Raw genomic sequence first — 17,625 nt, 5'->3', positions numbered from 1 at the left:
GCCGGGCGGCACGGGGCGGAACTACTGTGGATCCCATGACTCACGTGGTGGTAGCGGGTGCCGGTCTTGCCGGAATTGCATGTGCGCACGATCTAGGCCGAAAGGGCGTCGACGTCACCCTCGTCGACCGCAACGACTATCACCAGTTCCAGCCCCTGCTGTACCAGGTGGCGACGTCACAGCTGCCCGCCGAGGACATCGCCCGGCCGTTGGCGTCGATCTTCGAGTCGATGAAGTCGGTGCGCGTCGTCCAGGCCGAGATCACCGATCTGAACTTCTCCGAACGCTCCCTCGTAGCGGGTGGCGAACGGGTGTCCGGCGACTACCTGGTGGTGGCTGCGGGTGCAACGGCCAACTTCTTCGGCACCCCGGGCGCCGAGGAACACTCGTTTCCGCTCTACTCCGTCGCCGACGCCGAGAAGCTGCGCCACCACGTCAGCGACCTCCTCCGGGGCGATCACGACCCGCTGGACGTGGTGATCGTCGGAGGCGGTCCTACCGGAGTCGAAACCGCGGGCGCGTTCGCCGAGCTGTTCACGGCGCTGCGCAAGATGAACCACCCGGGCGGCCGCGGCGAGGCGTGGTTGATCAACCACGGGCCCGCGCTGCTCGCGCCGTACAGCGAACGCTCCCACGAGTACGCCCACGACAAGCTCGTTCAGCACGGCGCGAAGGTGCGGCTCGGCGTCGGTGTGGCGTCTGTCGACACCGACGGTGTGCAGCTGTCCGACGGCTCTCGCCTGGCCTCCCGCACTGTCGTCTGGGCAGGCGGGGAGTCCGCGTCACCCATCGCGTCCACGGCGTCGGTGACGCCCGGCCACGGCGGCCGCATCGCCGTACTCGCCGATCTGACGGTACCGACGTTCGACGACGTGTACGCCGTCGGCGACGTGGCCAACATCCCCGGTTCCGACGGAAAGGCATTGCCTCAGTTGGGATCCGTCGCGCAGCAGGCAGGAGCGTGGACCGCCCGCAACATTCTGTTGTCCATCGCGGGTGAACCTCGAAAGCCGTTCGCCTACAAGGACAAGGGAATCATGGCGATGATCGGACGCGGCGCCGCCGTCGCCGAGGTGGGAGCGCACCGTCACCAGGTGGAGGGTCCCCTCGCGTTCGCGGCCTGGTTGGGTGTGCACGCCGCCCTGCTCAGCGGCGCGCACAGCAAGGTCGACGCTTTCCTGTCCTGGGCGTGGGACTATTTCGACAGCGACCACGCTGCCATCGTCGAATGCCACGGCGACCCCATACGCATCGCCTGGGCAGGCGACGCCAAGCCGACGATCTGACGCCGACGCTAGGTTCGGCTCTGGGCGTACTGGACGACTCGGCGTGCCGATCGTGCGACGGCCTCGTCGATCAGACGTCCGTTCTTGTCGACGCCGACGCCGGATGTCGCCTGCGCAAGGGCCTCCAGGATCTCCTCGGCCTCCTGCACCGCCTCCGACGTCGGTACGAAGGCGTCCCGTGCCGGGGCCACCTGGGCCGGGTGGATGCACGCTCGGCCGCGGAACCCCAGCCTGCGCAGTTCCACGGTGTCGGCAGCGAACGCGTCGGTGTCGCGGAACTCGACCGAGACCGCGGCGAGGGGCGGCTCGAGCCCCGCTGCCGCGCTCGCGACAACGACCTGACTGCGTGCGAACAGCAACGCGCGACCGTCGTCGCCGGGCTCGATGGACAGGTCGGCGGCGAGGTCGACCTCGCCGATCTGCAGGAACCGCAGCCTCGGGCCCGTCGCGATCGCCGGTAGGGCGAGTAGCCCCTTTCCCGTCTCGATCAGCGCCGAGAGTTCCGCGTGCGGTGCGACCGTATCCAGAATGCGCGCGGCTGCTTCGATCTCCTCGAGCGATTCGACCTTGGGTAGCCAGATGCCGGTGAGGTTCGGGCCTGCAACCGCACGGATGTCTGCATCCTGCAGAGCACCCGGATTCACCCGCACCCAGATCTCGACCTGCCCCGGTTCGCAGGCGACCAACCACGCGGCGACGGTACTGCGCGCCTCGTCCTTGTTCGACGCGACGACTGCGTCTTCCAGGTCCAGGACCACGGCATCGGCTCCGGATCTCGACGCCTTGTCGAACCGAGCAGGTACGTCGCCCGGGACGTACAGGAACGTCAGTGCGGTCATCCGATCACTCCGTGGCCTGCCACGAGTGCCTTGGCGATGACGGTGCGCATGATGTCGTTGGTTCCTTCACCGATCGCCATCAGTGGGGCATCTCGGTACAACCGCTCGACCACGAATTCCGTGGAGTATCCGTAGCCGCCGTGGATGCGCATCGATTCCAGACTGGCTTCGATCGCGGTTTCGGAGGCGAAGTACTTGGCCATCCCGGCTTCCATGTCGACGCGTTTTCCCGAATCGGCCTGCGATGCAGCCCAGTACGTCATCAGCCGCGCGGCTTGCAACCGTGTCGCGATGTCGGCGATCTTCAGTTGGATGGCCTGGAAGTCCGCGATGGGTTGGCCGAATGCGGTGCGTTCCTTCGCGTACTTCAGTGCGGCATCGTAGGCAGCCTGGGCGATTCCGACGCTGCGGCCCGCGATGTTGAGTCGCCCGATCTCCAGCCCGGACAGCGCCTGCTGCAACCCGCGACCCTCGACACCACCGAGGAGGGCGGACGCTGGAACGCGGACGTCCTGGAGGTGGATTTCGCACGACTCGGTGCCCTTGTAACCGAGCTTGCCGAGATCGCGCTGTACTTCGAATCCCTCGGTCTCCGTGTCGATCAGCAACAGACTCATGCCTTTGTGCGCTGGATCGGCGGTGTTGTCGGTTTTCACCAGCGTCGGCAGGACGTTGGCGTAGCGGGCGTTGGTGATCCACGTCTTGGTCCCGTTGACGATGTAGTGGTCACCGTCGCGCTTGGCGGTCGTCCGAATTCCCTGCAGGTCGGTACCGGCACCGGGCTCGGTGAGGCCGACGCCGGTGCGATACACACCTGCCGCGAGCTTGGGAAGTAACTGTTCCTTCTGCTCCTGGGTACCGTGCTTGGCGATCATCCAGCAGGACAGGTTGTGACTGCCGAGGATGCCCGCCACACCCATCCACCCACGTGCGAGTTCCTCGTAGACCAGCGTGAAGGACACCTTGTCCAGGTCCAGTCCGCCGAACTCCTCGGGAGTGGTGATTCCGAACAGGCCCATCGCTTTGAGATGTTCGACGATTTCCGTCGGGTATCGGCCGCTGCGCTCGTATTCGCTTGCAACCGGGATGATTTCCTTGTCGACGAACTTTCGCAGTGCGGATCGAAAGTCCTGCTGTTGCTCGGTGAACGTGAAATCCATGACGTGTCCTAGGAGTCGGTTGTTCGGGAGATCTCCGCGGCCAGATCGAGCACGCGGGTCAGGTCGGGTTCGAGTTCGAGATTCGCGACGATGTCGGCCAGCTCGGCGGCGCGTGAATGTTCACCACAGTTGGCGAGGAACTTCGCGCGCAGTTCGTCGTCGGTCAACGGCGAACTCGGCGTCCCCCGGCTGCCACCGACCTCACCGGTGAGCGTGGAACCGTCGCGCAGGGTGATGACGGCCTTGCCCGGTGCCGCGGCGGCCGGACCGTCGGTGGGCGCGTCGATCACCTCGACCGCCTTGGCGATCTGCAGAACATCACTGCGCGAGATCGACTCGTCGGTGTAGGTCGCGATGGTCACCGACCCGTCGACGAGCAACGCGGCCACACTCCACGGCAAATCGAACTTGGCATCGTAGGTACTCCGCGGTGCGGCCGTACCCGCGTGCTCGCCGCACACGAAGGGAGACGAATCCGGATGCACGTGCACCTGCACCGACACGATGTCCGACGGGTCGACGACGGTTCCTGCCGTCGCTGCGGTCACCGCATCGAGGGTCACGTGCATGAGCTGGCATGCCGGGTACGGTTTGATGCCGATCTGCGCTGCTTCCCAGCGTGTTCCGAGGTCTTCGGTCAGCACGGCGAAGTCGACGGGCCGATCGGCAAGGGCCGCGTACACGCCTCGGCGACCGTCGAGCACGGTGCGCGGTCCGGTGGCCCCGGCAGCGGCGAGACGAGCAGCGAGGATGCCGTCGACACTGGCGCTACCCGGGTGCAGCGACTTGGTGTCCGCTGCCGTGTCGAGGAATTCGAGGAGCCCGCCGCTCGACGATCCGGCGATACCCAGTGCGTCGACGACGGTGTCCTCGCGCGAGCCGACGAGTTTCGATGCCACCACAGCTGCGGCGAGTGGTCCTGCTACCGCAGTGGCGTGCAGTCCCCGTGCATGGAATCCGTGCGGACTGACGGCGCCGAGTCGGCACACCGTCTCCATTCCGATCACCGACGCCGTCACCACCTCGGCACCCGTCGCGCCTACTTCCTGGCCGACGGCCAACGCTGCGGGAAGCACCACTGCAGTGGCATGCACGAGCCCGCCGGCGTGGGTGTCGTCGAAATCCAGTGCGTGCACCAGTATTCCGGTCGCCATGGCAGCGGCGGGCGCCGAGAGTGCGACGTCTCCGCTGAGGGCTCGGGCTTCACCCGGCCCTCCGAGTGCGTGCGCGACGGCCCACCCGGGAGCGCCCGCACCCAGCCTCCGCGCGGCGATGGCGTCGCCGATCCCGTCGAGGAGGTGCCGTTTCACGGCGTGGGCGACGGCATCCGGGACATCGTCGGAACCGAAGGAAACAACCCACCCAGCAAGGGTTTCCGATGCCGTTCTCATACGGTGCTTCCCACTGCCGTCTTCCCGAATGCGCCGCTGCGGCGAAGATCGGCGACTGTCTCGGCGTCGTAGCCGAGCGAATCGAGCACCTCGTCCAAGTGTTCTCCGCGAAGTGGGGCGCGGGTGTAGACGGCAGGCTCGCTGCCGAATCGAACGGGCGATGCGACCTGTTTGATCGTGCCGAGATTCGGGTGTTCGGTCTCCACGATGAGGCCGCGAGCGAGAGTGTGCGGCTCGGTCAGCGCCTCCGCGATGTCGTTGATCGGTCCGGACGGCACACCCGCCGGTCCGAGCAGCGAAAGCCAATGGGCCACGGACTCCGTCGCGAAGATCTTCTCCAGTATCGGCAGGAGAGCGTCGGCGTTCTTTCCGCGTTCGGTGAAGTTCGCGAACCGCGGGTCCGACGCCAGGTCCGGCGCACCGATGGCCTCGACGAGGCGCTGCCAGAACTTCTCCTTCGCACAACCGACCACGAGCCAACCGTCGGACGCCTCGAAGGCCTGGAACGGAACGAGCGACGGATGAGCCGAGTTCTTGGTCCGGACCGGCTCGAAACCTTCGTTGAGGTGCCACGTGGCCGGATAGGTCAGCAGTCCCATGGCCGTGTCGTACAACGACAGATCGCAGTCGCCGCCGACGCCGTCACGCCGTGCCGCATGAAGGCCGGCGAGAATGCTGATGGCGGCCACGAACCCGCCCGAGTAGTCGACAAGGGACAGACCTGATTTGGTCGGTGGACCGTCGGGATCACCGGTGACGGACATCCACCCGGCCAAGCCTTGGAGAATGTAGTCGTACCCGGGTTCCTTCGCGCGCGGGCCGGTCATACCGAACCCGGTGAGGCTGCAGCACACGATGGCGGGATTGAGATGCTTCAGGTCGTCGTAGGTGATGCCGATCTTCGCCGGCACGTCGCCGCGGAGGTTGGAGTAGACGACGTCGCTTTCTCGCACCAAGTCCTCGAAGACGCGGCGCCCGGACTCGGTGTTCAGGTCGATGGAGATACTGCGCTTGTTCCGGTTGAAGGTCTCGAAGAACAACGAGTCCTCCCCCGACGCATACGGAGGCACGTACCGCCCCACGTCGCCTCCGACACCGGGGTCCTCGACCTTGAGGACGTCGGCGCCGAGGTCCGCCAGGTGGAGGCTGCCGAACGGGCCGGCACCGTACTGCTCGAGCGACAAGATCCGTACGTCTTCCAGTGGTCTCATTTCGCCACCCCGTTGGTTCCGGTCGAGACGAGGGCCGACAGTTCCAGCGGCCCGGCCTTGGCGTCGGGAAAATAGTTCTGGCCGATTCCGCTTGCGCGAGTGGCGATCATGACCGACCGCTTCCAGGAGATGATTTCGTCGCCGTCTTGATTCAGTCCGCGCGTGATCATCGAGATGATCCCGGCGTACGGCCGGGACTTGGATTCGCGTTTGTCCGTGCAGAGGCTTTCCGCGTACAGGGTGTCGCCTGCGTACAGCGGGTGACTCATCTTGATGTCGGTGAACGCGAGATTGGAGATCGCGTTCTGACTCATGTCGAGCACCGAGATACCGAGAACAACGGCGACGGTGAGCCCGGAATTGACGATCACTCGCCCTTCGGTGATCGGATTCTGTTCTGCGACATGCGCATTGAAGTGATTCTGGTTCGTGTTCATCGAAAGCAGCGTGATCCACGTGTTGTCGGCTTCGCTGATGGTGCGACCGAGCGGATGCTGATACACGTCGCCGACGACGTAGTCCTCGAAGAATCGTCCGAGCGTTGCGGGGTGAGTTGCCACGGTGCCTCCTCAGGCTTGGGCTGTAGCGTTGCTCACACCATAAACATCAGATGATTAACGAGTCAAGAGCTCGATCGATCCCGCCCCAGGGTGAATCGGACCATCTTCGCGGCCCCGCAGGCTCACCTTGACGACGTAAACGTCTTATGTTTAAAGTTGGACATCTGTTACTTACGTCTCATTCACCACCGTGAGTGGCCGAGGTCATTGCGGCGACGCTCCGCCGCTCGAATCCGCAACAAGTCTACGAGGCCTGCCATGTTCCTTCATCGAACCGCCGCCCTGTCGGTGGCGTTGACACTCGCTCTCGGACTCACCGCCTGTGGGTCGGATCCGGGCCCCGACGCCGACCCCGAGAACCCCGTCACCATCGACGTCACCGTGTCCGCAGCCGCGGAGATCTACAGCATCCCGTGGCTCGTCGCCCAGCAGCAGGGCCTCTTCGAGAAGCACGGGGTCATCGTCGAGAACATCGTGCCGGGCAAAGGCGGCAGCGCCACGATGCGCACGCTGCTCGACGGGAACATCCCCATCGGCGAGGTCAGCTACCCCTCCATCGTCCAGGCCGACGCAGGCGGTTCCGAGCTCCGGATCGTCGGAGGCGGCACCCAGGGGCCATACCCCATGAATTTTTACGCGCTGGCATCGAATCCGTCGATCAACTCCATCGACGACGTTCGCCGGTGGGCGTACACCCGCCCCAATTCCGCCTCCGACGCGCTCACGCTTCTGCTACCCGACCTCGCCGGCGTCGATGCGAGCAAGATCGAACGGGTCTCGTCGGGAGGCATCGGTGAAGGCCTGGCCCTCCTGGAAGCGGGCTCCGTCGACATCGCGCTCATCCCCTCCATCGTTGCCGAGCAGCGTCCGGAGGACTTCAAGCTCATCGTCAGCAGCCCCGACTACATGCAGAGGTTTCTGCAGTCCACGATCACCACCACGAAGGACTACGCCGAATCCAATCCAGGTGTCGTCCGCGCCATCAACGCCGGATACACCGAGGCCGTGGCGTCGATCAAGGCCGATCCCGAAGCCGCGGCGCAGATCTACGCCGCCTACACCGGGTTCGACGCCGCGTCGGCACTGGCGGTGGTGGAACGCGCATCCTCGGTCGACACGTGGGGCGGCGGATTCGACCCGGCTTCCGTGACATCCGCACAAGCGGGCGTCGAGGCGTCGGGCAGCGACCGAGAACCCGACTTCTGCACTCTGTTCGACCCCGACTTCCTGGCCGACGGCGTCGCGCGCGACATGCCTGTCGACTGCACCACCTGATCTTCACTCCGCCTGCACGAGAGGGTATTCCACGTGACACAGACAGACGATCGACCACGCACCACCACCACACCGAACATCGCCGTCGCCGACTCGGTGTCCCGGCGTTTCGGAGAGGTGACCGCTCTGCACAACATCGACCTGACGATCGGACGGGGTGAGTTCGTCTCCATCGTCGGGCCCAGCGGTTGCGGCAAATCCACGCTGCTCGAAATCTTCGCGGGCCTGCAGGACCACGACGGGGGCACCGTCACCGTCGACGACCGTCCGCTCACCGGCCCACGGAGCAAGACCGCCATCATCTTCCAGGAATCGGCGACGCTTCCGTGGAGGACCGTCCGCGACAACGTCGCGTTCGCGCTCGAGGTCAAGGGCGTCGGAAAGAAGGAACGACGGGCACGCGCCGACGAACTGCTCGCCACCGTCGGACTGTCGAAGTTCGGCGACCATTTTCCGACGCAGTTGTCCGGCGGTATGCGCCAACGCGTCGCCATTGCCCGATGCCTGTCGATGGAACCCGATCTGATTCTCGCCGACGAACCGTTCGGCGCGCTCGACGAGCAAACTCGGCTCGTCATGTCCTACGAGCTGCTGAAGATCGTCGAAAAGCTCACGTGTGGAGTCCTGTTCATCACCCACAGCATTCAGGAGGCGGTGTTGTTGTCCGACAGGGTGCTCGTCATGAGCGCGCGGCCGGGCCGATTCATCGACGAGATGCCGATCGATCTTCCGCGGCCCCGGTCGGAGGACGTCTTGTCCAGCCCCGAGGCCATCACCGTTCACGAGCGAATCTGGTCGACTCTGCGGGACGAAGCCAAGAAGACGATGAGCGTGGAGCCATGACGACCACGTCCACTGCGGCAGAAACAACGCGACAACGCTCCGTCGTACCGGGTTATCTGCGTCCCGCAACGAAAGCCGTACTGAAGATTCCAGCTGCCGGCTGGACCGCAGCGGTCATCGTACTGGCTGTGCTGGTGGTGGAGATGTACGCACGCTCCCCGTTGGCCTCGCCACTCGACATCGTGCCGGTATCCGACATGGCCGCCACAGCCCTGCAGCTCATGACCGATCCGGATTTCCTCGTCGATGCACTCGGGCGGACCCTCGGCATCATCGTCGTCGCATTCGTTCTCAGTTCGCTGCTCGGGATCGGCGCGGCCTACCTGCTGTGGCGGTTCGATGTGTGGGACAGAGCATTCCAGCCCTACCTCAACGTGTACTACGCTGTGCCGACCTTCGCGCTGTACCCCATCATGGTCGTACTCTTCGGTAGCGGCATCGCCCCCATCGCCATACTCTCGACCATCTTCGCGTTCGGTGTCGTCGCGATGAACGCTCGTACAGGTTTCAACTCCGTCAGCCCCATCGTCGCCAAACTCGGGTCGACCTTGAGATTGACCCGGTGGCAGTACTTCCGGTCGATACTCCTGCCCTATGCATTGCCCAACATCGTCACCGGACTCAAGCTGGGCCTGTCCTACGCCATCATCTCCGTGCTCGCCAGCGAGTTCATCCTGTCGACCCAAGGCCTCGGTCACTACATCTCCATCGCCTACGACAGCTTCGACATCGCAGAGATGTACGCAGGAATCCTGGTCGTCACCGCTCTCGCCCTTCTCGCCACCCTCGGCATCTCCGCTGCCCTGAACCGATTCGATTGGAGGCGTCGCCGATGAGCACCGTGACCGCGAAGGTTGCCACCGCACCGGGTGCCGCACCGAAACGCTCCCCCTCGACGAAACCCAGCCTGCTGCGGCGGTTCGCACCCCCGGTCGTCGTCGCAGTCCTGGCTGTCGCTCTCTGGTGGCTCGCCGCCGTCGTGGCGAACAGCCTGATCTTCCCGACGCCCGCCGAGGCCATGTCTTCCCTCGCCGACGACCTCGGGAAAGCCGAATTCCGTGCGAACGTTCTCGATTCGTTGCGCATCCTCGCCCTCGGCTACCTCGCGAGTACCGTGGCCGGGTCGCTGCTGGGACTCGCTCTTGGAATCAGCCCGTTCTGGACACGGTCGATCCTGCCGATCTTCTACTCGATCAACAGCATTCCCAAGATCGTCCTGTACCCGATCTTCCTGTCGTTCCTCGGGATCGGCGAACTGAGCCGAGGCGGTTTCACGTTCTACGCAGCCTTCGTACCCATGTTTCTCGTCGCCGTCGAGAGCACCGCGTCGGTCCAGCAGATCCACCTGAAGATGGCAGCGTCACTGCAGGTCAGCTGGCCACGGCTGATCCGTCAGATCGTCATTCCCTCGGCGCTGCCGGCGTTGGCCACCGGAATGCGCATGACGTTCGGGCTGGCGTTCCTGGGATTGCTTCTCGCCGAGATGTTCTCGTCGTCCAGCGGCATCGGCTACGAACTGCTGCGCAACGTCAGCCTGGTCCGCATGGAGAACATCATGGGCACCGTCGTACTGATCATGGTGATGGCGCTGCCACCCACCATCGCACTCCAATGGCTCGAGCACCGGATCACCGCCAAGTTCGGCGGATGACCCCGCGCGTCAGCGCAGGACATCCGTTCCGACGAAGGGCACCAACGCTTCCGGTACCCGCACGGTACCGTCGGCCTGCTGGTGGTTCTCGAGGATGGCGACGATCCACCGGGTCGTCGCCAGGGTGCCGTTGAGCGTCGCCGCGATCTGGGGCTTGCCGTTCTCGTCGCGGTACCGAACGCCGAGACGACGCGCCTGGAAGGTCGTGCAGTTCGAGGTCGAGGTGAGCTCGCGGTAGGCGTTCTGGGTGGGCACCCATGCCTCGCAGTCGTACTTGCGGGCGGCCGACGAACCGAGATCGCCGCCGGCGACGTCGATGATGCGGTACGGAAGCTCCACCGCGGCAAGCATCTCGCGCTCGAACTCGAGCAGCTTCTTGTGCTCGGCCGCAGCGTCCTCCGGCTTGATGTAGGAGAACATCTCGATCTTGTCGAACTGGTGGACCCGGATGATGCCGCGGGTGTCCTTGCCGTAACTGCCTGCCTCGCGGCGGAAGCACGACGACCATCCCGCGTAGCGCTTGGGACCGTCGGACAGATCGATGATCTCGCCCGAATGATAGCCCGCAAGAGCAACTTCCGACGTTCCGACGAGATAGAGGTCGTCGGCTTCGAGCCGGTAGATCTCGTCCGCGTGCGCCCCGAGGAAACCGGTGCCCGCCATGATCTCCGGGCGCACCAGCACCGGCGGAATCATCATCGTGAAACCGTTCTTCACGGCTTTCTGCGCGGCGAGTTGCAGCATTCCCTGCTGCAGCAGAGCGCCGTACCCGGTCATGAAGTAGAACCGTGAACCGGACACCTTCGCGCCGCGTTCCATGTCGATCAGGCCGAGCGACTCGCCCAGTTCGAGGTGATCCTTCGGCTCGAAATCGAACGTCGGGATGTCGCCGACGGTCTCGAGCAGAACGTAGTCGTCCTCGCCGCCGGCGGGTGCGCCCTCCTCGACGATGTTGGAGATCTTGCGGGCCGCGACGTCGAGGGCCGCGTCGGCCTCGTTCTGCGTCGCCTCGGCAGCCTTGACCTGAGCCGCCAACTCGGACGCACCGGCCAGCAGCGCCGGGCGCTCGTCGGGAGACGCCTTGCCGACCTTCTTGCCCAGCGCCTTCTGCTCGGCGCGGAGTTGATCCCCGGCCAGCACAGCTGCGCGACGAGACGCATCCGCCTCGAGCAACGCGTCCACCAGTGAAGGGTCTTCACCACGTGTGCGCTGCGAGGCTCGAACTACGTCAGGATTCTCGCGGAGGAACTTGAGGTCGATCACGGAGACAAACCTTACTTGCCGAGCAACCCCAGGTAGTCCTCGCGTCCGAACATCCGAGCTGCATCGATCGCCGACGGGTGACCCCCTGCCGGGTCGGCACCACCGTCGACGAGCGCCTTCACGACGTCGTCCTCGCCCTTGAACACGGCACCGGCGAGCGGCGTCTGACCTTTGTCGTTGGGCCGATTCACATCCGCACCCCGCTCGACCAGGGCATTCACCGTCGCCGCATGCCCGTGGTACGCCGCGAGCATCACCAACGTGTCCCCGGCAGAATTGTTCAGATCGACCGGAACACCCGCATCGACGTACGCCGTCAGCTCCTCGGTGTCCCCGGCACGAGCCATGTCGAACAGCCGTCCGGCGAGCTCGGCAACGTCGTCGGCGTCATCAGGTCCCGTCATGACAGTAGAAGTTACTCGGGCATGATGGAAGGCGATGTCCAGCAAGCCCGAGAAACCGAACCAGCGCACCGTCACCGCCCACGTCGCGCGTCGTGGCCTGGTGCTCGTCGCCATCGGCGCCGTCGCCGCCGCGGCGATCACCCTCTTCGTGTCCGACGGTTTCTCCCAGCCCGAGAAGATCACGACGCATTCCGAGGCAGGTCCCGCCACCGACGGCCCGGTGTCCGCGGCGTCCTTCGGCTCGGCCGACCCGGGCACCTGCCTCGACTGGACGCCGACCGACGACCCCGAGACCGACCGCCAGGATCTGGCGGAGGTCTCCTGCGCCGAACCGCACCGATTCGAGGTCGCCAAGGACGTCGACATGACCGCCTACCCGGGCCTCGAGTTCGCCCCGGGAGCCGCGTACCCCGGGGCCCTACGGTTCGGGCAACTACGCGACGAACACTGCATCGACGTCGTCGACGACTACCTCGGCACCAAGTTCGATCCGAGCGGCAAGTTCAGCGTCGGGCTCATGTTCCCCAGCCAGGCCGGATGGGCGTCGGGCGAACGAACGTTGCGCTGCGGAATCCAACAGTCCTCCAACACCGGCATCCCGCAGGAGATGAGCGGCTCGGTTCAGGGACAGGACCAATCGAACGTGTGGGACGTCGGAACCTGCATCGGCATCAACCAGAACGTCCCGGCCGACCCCGTCGACTGCGCCCAGGCACACGCCTTCGAAGTCGCATCGATCATCGACCTGCAGCAGCAGTTCCCCAGCGGCATCCCCACCGAAGCCGACCAGGACGCCTACCTCGAACAGACCTGCACCGAAGCCGTCAACGGCTACCTCGGCTCGGACACCGCGCTGCGAGACAAAACGCTCACGCTCTTCTGGAACACCATCGACGTCACCAGCTGGCTCGCCGGCTCACGCCAGGTGAGCTGCTCCATCGGCAAGGAACTCGACGAAGGCGGCTTCGCGACCATCGCCGGATCCGCGAAGGGCGACATCCTCATCAACGGTGAAGCCCCCGTGCCTCCCCCCGCCGCTCCCGACGGCCGCGCCCTCCCCACTCCGCTGCCCGGCGCAGCGCCGATCACTCCCGGAGGGTGACATTCCCACCCACATGACCCGCGCCGAGTTCGAAGAAGCCGTCGCCGACGCCCTCGACACCCTCCCGCCCGACATCACCGACCGCATGGACAACGTCGTCATCCTCGTCGAAGAAGAACACCCGACGGAAGACATCCTCGGCCTGTACGAAGGCGTCGCCCTCACCGAGCGCTACGAATACAGCGGACACCTACCGGACGTCATCACGATCTACCGGCTACCGATCCTCGACATGGTCGACGACGCCGACACCGCCAAACGCGAAATCGCCATCACCGTCGCCCACGAAGTCGGCCACCACTTCGGTATCGACGACGAACGTCTGCACGAACTCGGCTTCGGCTGACCCCCGGCCCAGCTGCAGGCGGGAGGCGCTAGGCCGAGACCGCTTCCCTGGTGGGCGAGGAGGCGCGGTCGGTGAGGAAGGCGAAGACCAGGCCGAGGCCGAGCCACAGTGTTGCCTGGGTCGCGAGGGACGACAGTCGGAATTCCCAGAGCAGGGTGGCGGGGAAGTCGTCGCCGACTTCGTTGATTCCGGGTAGTAGGACGTATCCGAGTGCCGCGATGACGAGGAAGGTCAGGGTCGGGGCTCCGATGCGGATGGCGACGGAGGTCTGGGTCGACACGAGCTTGGCGACGTAGACACCGATGCCGACGGCGACGAGTCCGAGAACCACTGCTGCCAGCCACAGCCAGGTTCGCTGGGTGATCGTGTCCGGGTCTCCGACGGCGGGTGGGTTCGCGGGGTACTTGAAGAACGGGACCGCTTCGATGGCCACCCACCCGAGGAACGCCGTCGCGAGCGCGAGGATCGATCCGGGCAGTGCGGTGAATCGTCGGGCGTAATGCAGTACCGCGGCGAAGATCGCTCCCAGAGCGAGACCGGCCAGCCCTGTCGCGAGGAACAGTCCTGCGCGTTGTCCGTCGCGGCTGACTAGAGCGTCCTCCTCGTCGTGCGAGTGTCCGGCCGCGGCCTCTTCACCGTGCGAATGCTCGCCCGCGCCTGCGGCTTCTTCGATAGCGATGGCCGAGTCGATGTGTGGCTCACCGATGGTGAAGGCCACCGCGCCGGCGAGTAATCCGGCGATCAGGCCGGCCAGCAGACCGCGCACGAGAAGCTGGGCGAACGTGCCTCCGAGTGTGGTCAGTGGCACGGGAGCCCCAGCAGGTGGCGTCCGTCGTGCATCAACTCGTGCATGTACATCCCGCTGCGGGAGACGGCGCCCTGGTCGAAGCCGACCAGATAGAGCACGAGGAATGCGAGAAGGATGACCGCTCCCACCACGAGGGCGAGGGCCGCGGACTCCGCGGATCTGCTGGGATGGACGACTGTAGCCATGATTCGGTGTTGCCTCCTGGGATTGTGCGTCCCGTAGAAACGTCCACGACGTGTGAGTTTTCTGGCTGACAGGCCGGGACCTGCTCACAGTGGCGCAACCGCTCCGGATTTCCACCGGATTACCTGCACACGTCGCACTTACCCGCGAACTGTGGCACCGATCTCCTACAGCTGTCAATCGGAACTACAGTGACGCGCGTGGGCAATTCGGTGCTGCGACTGACGCTGGTCAGCCATGCCGTCACCGAAGCGCAGCGTCGGGCGCGCTTCGAATCGGACGAACCGGTCATTGCTCCTGTCGCCGTTCGGTATCCAGGTATCGCCGACGCAGTCGTGATCGCTCCCGAACTACGCGCCCGGCAGACTGCGGAGGGGCTCGGATTGACGGGTTCGACGACGCAGGCGATCGCGGACATCGACTACGGCGACTGGCGTGGCTCGATGATGGACCGACTCCCCGAGCCCGACGTTCTGGCGTGGCTGACGGACACATCGTTCACACCGCCCGGTGGTGAATCCGTCGACGATCTCTTCTCTCGGGTCACCGGTTGGATGGATCGTGTCGCCTCCGATCCGACGAGGGTCTGCGCGGTGACTCATCCCGCGGTGATCAGGGCGGCGGTCGTGCGAACTCTCGACGCACCGAAGCTGTCGTTCTGGCGCGTCGACATTCCGCCGCTGACCTCGACGACAGTGCAGTGTCGGGCGGGTCGATGGACCCTCCGCTCGGTCGCGGAAAAAATTAGCTGAGCTTTTTCTCGTTCTGCTGGAACCGATCGGGTTCCGGTCTCGTCCAATCCATACGAAGGGCGAATTCTCGGCAACGAGGGCCGCCGCATCGCGAGAACAACTTGAACGAGGAGTGAGCATGCCAGGTACCGTGCGGGTCGACCCTGTGGCCCTCGACGCTGCTGCCGCGGATCTCGATGCCGCGGCCGCGCGGTTGCAGGCGAACCTCACCGCGGTGTCGCTGCCCATTCAACCGATTCCCTCCGGTAGCGAGGAAGTTTCTCTGCTCGCCAACCGGTTCTTCAGAAATTCGGCAGGCACGTTCTCCCCGGCCGCGGCCCATGCGGTGGGCGAACTGATCGAGACGGCAGCTGCCCTCCGTGCGCAGGCGGCGGCCTACCGCAACGTGGATTTCGAGCACGGAAAAGCGCTGGGCAGCTGAGAACCTCCGCGCGCCGAAGAACCTTCTTTCACGCCCACTCATCCTTGGGAGCAAAACGATGACACTCGGAGTCACCGGTGTGGTGTGGATGCCACGCTTGGCGATGGTCAACTCGACGTCGCTGTTGGCAGGTGCGGGCGCTGCTCCGTTGGCTGCTGCCGGCGGAGCTTGGCAGGCCGTCGCGGCTGCGTACGCGGACACCTCGATCACCCTCACTCGCGTGATGGCCGTTCTCGCCGCGGGGTGGGAGGGTGAGGCCGCCAATGCCGCTCAGGAGCGACTCGGTGGTTTTCTCGCCTGGACGCAAGGCGTCACGGCGAAGGCCACTCAGATATCCGGAATGGCTGCCGGTGAAGCCGCGGCGTACTCGACGGCCGCGCTGACCATGCCCAATCCCGTCGAGATCGGTGCCGTGCAGAGCGCCAAGATCGCCGCCTACGGTGCCGGTGGTGCGCTCAACGGGAGCGCCCAGGCGCTCGAAGTCGCCGAGCGCGCCCTCGACGTCCGGGCGGGCCTGGTCATGGAGGGTTACGAGGCCGCGACGACACCCCTTGCACTGCAGGTATCGTTCGACCATCCGCCGAAGATCGTCAACGACTCTGCCGTGAGCGGAGGCATCGACAGCGCGGGACGCCCCATCGACTCCGCACGATCTCATCCGGAGACAGGCATATTCGGCTTCAGCACCAACACGTCCCCGGCTCAGGCAGCTCTCGCCGCCGTCGGGTCCGCGCTGCAGAATCCCGCGTTGGCCGGTGCCGCAGGCCAGATTGCGAGCACGGCAGGTTCGGTCGCCGGGTCGTCGGTCACCACCGTGGCATCGGCGGCAACCAACATCGGCAGCGCCGCGGTGTCGTCGCTGATGAGCTCGAACTCCAGTTCCACCGGGCAGGCGTCGACCCCTGCCTCGTTCAGAACGGAGTCCCCGACGGCGGGGACGACGTCCACCCGTGCGGTGTCCGCGTCGAACGTCGGCGTGCCGGGCGCCGGTGGGCTGCGCTCGGGCAGCGGATTCGGTTCGGCTGCAGGTTCACTCGGGAGTCCGGTCGCAGGGTCGCCGAGCTCGGGCCCCGGGGTGGGCGGCGAACGCGCAGTCGGTACCGGGTCCATGTTCGGCTCTGCCGCGCCGGACGGCGCCGCGGCGGCACGCGGAGCCCACGGCCCAGGACCCGTCGGCGCAGGCCACAGCAGCAACAACGAAGACGACGAACACGACACACCCGGTTATCTACGTCAGTTCGAGCATTTCTCCGACGGGCGCACGGTTGCTCCCTCGGTGATCGGGGCCGATCCGTCCTGGAACGATCGTTGATCGACTTGGGAACCCAACCGCTCGGCCATACTCTCCCGTTCGCCGAGTTGGACGCGGACAGAACGGATTTCCTCGTCGACAGTTTGAGCATCGTCGAGTTGCCCGTCGTTCTCGACGTGTTCCCTCGCTACGACTCGTTCGAGAAGAAACACGAATCGCTCGCACGCGGTCATGCCGGCCTGGTGCAGGACAATCTGATTGTCGACGGCTTCATCCACCCGGACCTGGAGGCATGGCTCCGGATTCTCGAGCAGCCACGATGGTACGTATCGGCGCGTCGGGTCCCCACGCCGTACACGGAGGACAGTCCGATCCTACGAATCTGCCTGGCAGCCAACAGCACCGGCACCGTGATCGCAACCAAGACGGAAGGCCGTCTACGGCTGCGGATCGCAGCTGCCGACCCGGCCGTCGAGCTGTTCACCGAGCTCGGTAGTGGCCGGCCGTTGGAATTCCGTGGATTGTCGGCTCCGACGGACGGACTCGCGGAGGCCCTCGACGCTGCGCCTACCGACTCCGGGGCCACGGCATCCCGCCTGGCCCACCTCGGAATCGACGCCGACGTGGCCCAGGAGGTGGCGTCGGCGATCAGTATGTGTTCGGCACAAGCCGAGATCACCTCGGTCACCGTCGAATCCGGTAACAGATCGGCAGGCGCTCATCCCGTCGCCTTCTTCGACACCCCGCGGGGACGGATCGCCGCGACGTCCAGCAGCGCTGCCGACGGGAGCCACTGGACCACCCTGTCCGCCGGCACCGACCCCCGCATCAGAGCGGCCCTGTCCGAACTGATCGACAGGGCGCGCTGATCGACAGGC

The 17,625-nt window shown here is 65.5% G+C and carries 20 protein-coding genes and 1 riboswitch; of the genes, 11 read left to right on the top strand and 9 right to left on the bottom strand.

Features of this window, described 5'->3' with window-relative positions:
• Positions 1 to 35 precede the first annotated feature (35 nt).
• Positions 36 to 1,286, top strand: a complete 1,251-nt coding sequence (locus tag CH292_RS15255; RefSeq protein WP_094655147.1) for an NAD(P)/FAD-dependent oxidoreductase — start codon at positions 36 to 38, stop codon at positions 1,284 to 1,286.
• A gap of 8 nt (positions 1,287 to 1,294) precedes the next feature.
• Here CH292_RS15255 and CH292_RS15250 read toward each other — a convergent pair whose 3' ends face one another.
• The 5 genes from CH292_RS15250 to CH292_RS15230 are packed head-to-tail and all read right to left on the bottom strand — an operon-like array spanning position 1,295 to position 6,447.
• Positions 1,295 to 2,125, bottom strand: a complete 831-nt coding sequence (locus CH292_RS15250) for a CoA ester lyase (RefSeq protein ID WP_094655146.1) — start codon at positions 2,123 to 2,125, stop codon at positions 1,295 to 1,297.
• A complete protein-coding gene (locus tag CH292_RS15245) occupies positions 2,122 to 3,285 on the bottom strand; it encodes an acyl-CoA dehydrogenase family protein (protein WP_020111785.1) in 1,164 nt (387 codons plus the stop codon). The genes CH292_RS15250 and CH292_RS15245 overlap by 4 nt, the downstream gene beginning before the upstream one ends.
• Positions 3,286 to 3,293: 8 nt before the next feature.
• On the bottom strand, positions 3,294 to 4,676 hold the full coding sequence (locus tag CH292_RS15240) for an MmgE/PrpD family protein (RefSeq protein WP_033189356.1): 1,383 nt from the start codon (positions 4,674 to 4,676) through the stop codon (positions 3,294 to 3,296).
• Positions 4,673 to 5,887, bottom strand: coding sequence for a CaiB/BaiF CoA-transferase family protein (locus CH292_RS15235; protein WP_019667103.1), 1,215 nt, complete (start codon positions 5,885 to 5,887; stop codon positions 4,673 to 4,675). Before CH292_RS15235 ends, CH292_RS15240 begins: the two co-directional genes overlap by 4 nt.
• Positions 5,884 to 6,447 carry a MaoC family dehydratase gene (locus CH292_RS15230; RefSeq protein ID WP_019667102.1) on the bottom strand — a complete coding sequence of 188 codons (564 nt, stop codon included), beginning with the start codon at positions 6,445 to 6,447 and terminating at the stop codon, positions 5,884 to 5,886. Before CH292_RS15230 ends, CH292_RS15235 begins: the two co-directional genes overlap by 4 nt.
• Positions 6,448 to 6,705: 258 nt before the next feature.
• On the opposite strand from CH292_RS15230, the gene CH292_RS15225 reads away from it, so the two are divergent.
• From CH292_RS15225 to CH292_RS15210, 4 genes are read left to right on the top strand one after another with little or no spacing between them, the layout of a single operon-like run.
• Complete coding sequence (locus CH292_RS15225) at positions 6,706 to 7,722, top strand: ABC transporter substrate-binding protein (RefSeq protein WP_019667101.1); 1,017 nt, start codon at positions 6,706 to 6,708, stop codon at positions 7,720 to 7,722.
• 33 nt (positions 7,723 to 7,755) lie between these two features.
• Complete coding sequence (locus CH292_RS15220) at positions 7,756 to 8,565, top strand: ABC transporter ATP-binding protein (RefSeq protein ID WP_019667100.1); 810 nt, start codon at positions 7,756 to 7,758, stop codon at positions 8,563 to 8,565.
• Positions 8,562 to 9,401: an ABC transporter permease gene (locus tag CH292_RS15215; RefSeq protein WP_094655145.1), complete on the top strand. Its 840-nt coding sequence runs from the start codon at positions 8,562 to 8,564 to the stop codon at positions 9,399 to 9,401. The genes CH292_RS15220 and CH292_RS15215 overlap by 4 nt, the downstream gene beginning before the upstream one ends.
• Complete coding sequence (locus tag CH292_RS15210) at positions 9,398 to 10,216, top strand: ABC transporter permease (RefSeq protein ID WP_037160503.1); 819 nt, start codon at positions 9,398 to 9,400, stop codon at positions 10,214 to 10,216. Before CH292_RS15215 ends, CH292_RS15210 begins: the two co-directional genes overlap by 4 nt.
• Positions 10,217 to 10,225: 9 nt before the next feature.
• On the opposite strand, the gene serS is transcribed toward CH292_RS15210, so the two are convergent.
• Entirely contained in the window at positions 10,226 to 11,479 is a 1,254-nt protein-coding gene (gene serS / locus CH292_RS15205; RefSeq protein ID WP_019667097.1) for a serine--tRNA ligase, read from the bottom strand.
• An 11-nt stretch (positions 11,480 to 11,490) separates the two neighbouring features.
• Positions 11,491 to 11,883, bottom strand: a complete 393-nt coding sequence (locus CH292_RS15200) for an ankyrin repeat domain-containing protein (RefSeq protein WP_019667096.1) — start codon at positions 11,881 to 11,883, stop codon at positions 11,491 to 11,493.
• Positions 11,884 to 11,917: 34 nt separating this feature from the next.
• Here CH292_RS15200 and CH292_RS15195 point away from each other — a divergent pair, with 34 nt between their 5' ends.
• Both CH292_RS15195 and CH292_RS15190 read left to right on the top strand, forming a co-directional pair.
• A complete protein-coding gene (locus CH292_RS15195) occupies positions 11,918 to 12,985 on the top strand; it encodes a septum formation family protein (protein WP_019667095.1) in 1,068 nt (355 codons plus the stop codon).
• A gap of 13 nt (positions 12,986 to 12,998) precedes the next feature.
• Positions 12,999 to 13,331 (top strand): metallopeptidase family protein, encoded by a 333-nt coding sequence (locus tag CH292_RS15190; protein WP_019667094.1) that lies wholly within the window; start codon positions 12,999 to 13,001, stop codon positions 13,329 to 13,331.
• 28 nt (positions 13,332 to 13,359) lie between these two features.
• Here the strand turns inward: CH292_RS15190 and CH292_RS15185 are convergent, their stop codons facing one another.
• Positions 13,360 to 14,139 (bottom strand): CbtA family protein, encoded by a 780-nt coding sequence (locus CH292_RS15185; RefSeq protein WP_094655144.1) that lies wholly within the window; start codon positions 14,137 to 14,139, stop codon positions 13,360 to 13,362.
• A complete protein-coding gene (locus CH292_RS15180) occupies positions 14,130 to 14,324 on the bottom strand; it encodes a CbtB domain-containing protein (protein ID WP_037140712.1) in 195 nt (64 codons plus the stop codon). Before CH292_RS15180 ends, CH292_RS15185 begins: the two co-directional genes overlap by 10 nt.
• A 57-nt stretch (positions 14,325 to 14,381) precedes the next feature.
• Positions 14,382 to 14,445, bottom strand: a riboswitch (cobalamin riboswitch).
• A gap of 77 nt (positions 14,446 to 14,522) precedes the next feature.
• On the opposite strand from CH292_RS15180, the gene CH292_RS15175 reads away from it, so the two are divergent.
• From CH292_RS15175 to CH292_RS15160, 4 genes are all read left to right on the top strand, one after another.
• A complete protein-coding gene (locus CH292_RS15175; protein WP_094655143.1) occupies positions 14,523 to 15,074 on the top strand; it encodes a histidine phosphatase family protein in 552 nt (183 codons plus the stop codon).
• Positions 15,075 to 15,192: 118 nt separating this feature from the next.
• On the top strand, positions 15,193 to 15,495 hold the full coding sequence (locus CH292_RS15170; RefSeq protein WP_179277980.1) for a PE domain-containing protein: 303 nt from the start codon (positions 15,193 to 15,195) through the stop codon (positions 15,493 to 15,495).
• A 58-nt stretch (positions 15,496 to 15,553) separates the two neighbouring features.
• A complete protein-coding gene (locus CH292_RS15165; RefSeq protein WP_256978150.1) occupies positions 15,554 to 16,807 on the top strand; it encodes a PPE domain-containing protein in 1,254 nt (417 codons plus the stop codon).
• Positions 16,804 to 17,616, top strand: a complete 813-nt coding sequence (locus CH292_RS15160; protein WP_094655140.1) for an ESX secretion-associated protein EspG — start codon at positions 16,804 to 16,806, stop codon at positions 17,614 to 17,616. Before CH292_RS15165 ends, CH292_RS15160 begins: the two co-directional genes overlap by 4 nt.
• The last annotated feature ends 9 nt before the right edge of the window (positions 17,617 to 17,625 follow it).

Source organism: Rhodococcus sp. 14-2470-1a (assembly GCF_002259425.1).
Classification (GTDB): Bacteria; Actinomycetota; Actinomycetes; order Mycobacteriales; family Mycobacteriaceae; genus Rhodococcoides; species Rhodococcoides fascians_E.
The sequence above is the reverse complement of the archived record's forward strand: the minus strand, read 5'-3'. Positions and strand labels throughout refer to the sequence as shown.